At 41.0% G+C, this 2,837-nt stretch carries 2 protein-coding genes and 1 pseudogene; all 3 read left to right on the forward strand.

Annotated elements, in window-relative coordinates:
• The first annotated feature begins 170 nt into the window (after positions 1–170).
• Positions 171–758 (forward strand): SMI1/KNR4 family protein, encoded by a 588-nt coding sequence (locus tag EPD60_RS07840; RefSeq protein ID WP_131448455.1) that lies wholly within the window; start codon positions 171–173, stop codon positions 756–758.
• Positions 759–1,084: 326 nt separating this feature from the next.
• Positions 1,085–1,972, forward strand: coding sequence for an RHS repeat-associated core domain-containing protein (locus EPD60_RS07845; protein ID WP_131448558.1), 888 nt, complete (start codon positions 1,085–1,087; stop codon positions 1,970–1,972).
• Between the two features lie 544 nt (positions 1,973–2,516).
• Positions 2,517–2,837, forward strand: a pseudogene (locus EPD60_RS07850) (RHS repeat-associated core domain-containing protein); the annotation flags it as partial.

Consider the following 2,837-nt stretch of genomic DNA (forward strand, 5'->3'; position numbering starts at 1 on the left):
CGCTGGCGATGGCGAAAAATCCTGATAATGTTCAGTTTGTTAAAAAAGGTGCAGAGCACCTCAGGAAACACAATGGCAACTATGCCAACCCGACAAAAGGAAAGCTTCTCAACAGAAAAAAGGATGGCTAGAAAGGAGGATAGTGATTCCTGTTCTAAATTTATTGACTTATGACTTTCATTGAACTGATTGAATCTTATGGCATCAACGGAACCAAGGTGCTGCCAGATGGAACACGTCTTATATCTCATGCTCCACATGTGGCGGAAGAAGCCTGGCTGCATTCAGTCTACCCACCGCTAAAAGAATCTGAGGCGATCGAGCTAGAACACGCTCTGGGACGTTCAATCCCAATTGCTTACAGGTCCTTTCTGTGCACGGTATCAAACGGATTGAAAGTTTTTTCTGGCTCACTGAGTCTAGATGGGCTTCGAAAAAGCGAAGGGCGGCGCATTGAGAACGCTTGGCAGCCATTTTCAATTATTACTTCAAACGTCGATGAAAGAGTTGATGACGCGATGAATGAAGATTTTTTTATTGGGGGATATGATTGGGATGGTTCATTAGTTTATCTGAAGTCGAGCGAAGAACGTGTATTTAGATGTTCGCGCGAGTCCGTTGAGCCATTGAATACCTGGGAGAACTTTAAAACATACATAAATGAGGAATGTAATCGGCTCTCTCGTCTTTTCGATGCAAATGGCAAATTAATAGAAAGCGACTCACCAACTTGTCCGATACCAGTTGCGGAGTCTTGATCAAATCGTAATAAATTTCCAATTCTCGGCGGAGAATTAGAGGGGGGCTTTGTCCAGGATCTATAAGAACTCGCTTGGAATAGATTTTTTATAGAAAGCGGGGACTTCAGATCTCCTAATCGACCCTCAAAAACAAGAAGTATACAAATACGCAGTCATCGCCCTAGGTCACAAAAATTAAAACCCGCTTACCACGTTTTCAGGTGTACTGGCAGCGATGAAAAGGTGCAAGAATTACTGAATTTGGCATAATTCCCGACAAATTGAGATCGCGTATCTTGTACTAAACCAATTGCTTATGTGAATTTCAACACTATTCATTTGGAATGCAAATGCCAGGAAGATTATTTACGGCGGGAAGCGGCTACAGATACGGGTTTAATGGGAAGGAGAATGACCCTGAAACACAACTTCAGGACTATGGATTTCGCATTTACAAACCGCAATTAGGACGTTTTTTGAGTGTCGACCCTTTGACTACAAAATACCCTATGCTTACGCCATTCCAATTTGCAAGCAATACTCCAATTCAGGCTATCGATCTTGATGGGCTTGAAGCGTTTTTCATTCATGGGACAATGAGTAACAACAAAAGATGGCGTAATAATGATGGTAGTTTAAAGGAAGGTACGAAGCAGTTATTTAGATTGCAACACAGTAAGTGGATAAACACGGCCTTTGAATGGGGAGGGTTTCTAGGTTATGGAAATAATCCATTCAATGATATTGAAGATAGGAGACGTGCAGCTAAAAAGCTAGTAAAATATATTATGGCCAATCGAAAAGAAGGAGAAGATATTACTCTCATCGCTCACAGTCATGGAGGTAATGTGGCGATTCAAGCGGCTCCAATGTTAAGAGCAGCGTTAGACAAGGCTGACGCCGCAGATGTGAAGATCAATATTATAACAGTTGCTACTCCTGCAGTTAACAATGAAAAAAGCGCAGAAAACCCAATCCATGCGCGCGATGCAATAAATTCACATATTCATATTTATAACACTCAGGACAAAGTACAAAAACAACTAGCAAATGCAGTTGATGGAGAAAAGTACGAGAGAGTTTATAAGAATGATAAAACCCAAAACATTGAACTTGATGTTTCAAAAGAATATAAGGGAACAACAACTGACGCCCATAGTGTGGACCACGACAAACCAGAAGTTATCAAGCGAAACATCGACAATAAAACAATACCCAAAGTCAGGCAATGATTAGGATATCAGGAGCTATCATATTTTTATCGGGCAATATTTATTTGGGAGCCATATATCTGCGCGATCTTTTAAAGTATTACGCTGACAAGTTCAATTATGACGGAATTAGGTATTTCATTCCATTAGTTATTGCAGACATTTTTTTCATAGTCGCATTAGCCCTGACTTATTTTTCAGCGAGATTCAACAAATATTTTCTGGCAATGCTTTTATTGTCAGTAATGCACAATGTAAACTTAGGAGTTGGGGTGGATAAAATTCCTTTTGTCGGCCTAGTCCTTGTATTGATATCTTGCATTGTCATCCCCTGGGGTTTATTTGCTAAGAGTCAGCGGCCTAGAATAATTAGAAAAGATGACATTTGAGACTTGGAAAATGATAGGCGACCAAGCAATTGGCTTTTAACTAGTATCAGTACAATTCGCGGAAAGCATATTTCGCCAACCTGTCGTTACTTCAGGTAAATGCACAGACCTAGACTCTGTCTCAATTTCTACTCGATGTCAGCGCAATAGAATTTTTCTAGGATTACCATCCATTTGGAATGCAAATGCCGGGAAGAGCTTTTACAACTGGAAGCGGCTATCGGTACGGATTTAACGGGAAAGAGGAAGACACTGATCTGAATAGTTTGACTGCGCTGGACTATGGTTTCAGAGTATATAATCCCGCAATAGGAAAGTTTCTCAGCGTTGACCCGTTGATGAAGCATTACCCTTGGTACACCCCTTACCAATTTGCGGGCAATACCCCAATACAAGCGATCGACCAAGATGGGGCAGAGGAATTCCACTATTTGCGAATAAGGAATGACGATGGACAACCGGTTTTAGTTTGCATCGGCAAAAAAGATATTGTGGAC

The sequence above is a fragment of the Flaviaestuariibacter flavus genome (assembly GCF_004337505.1).
GTDB lineage: Bacteria > Bacteroidota > Bacteroidia > Chitinophagales > Chitinophagaceae > Flavisolibacter > Flavisolibacter flavus.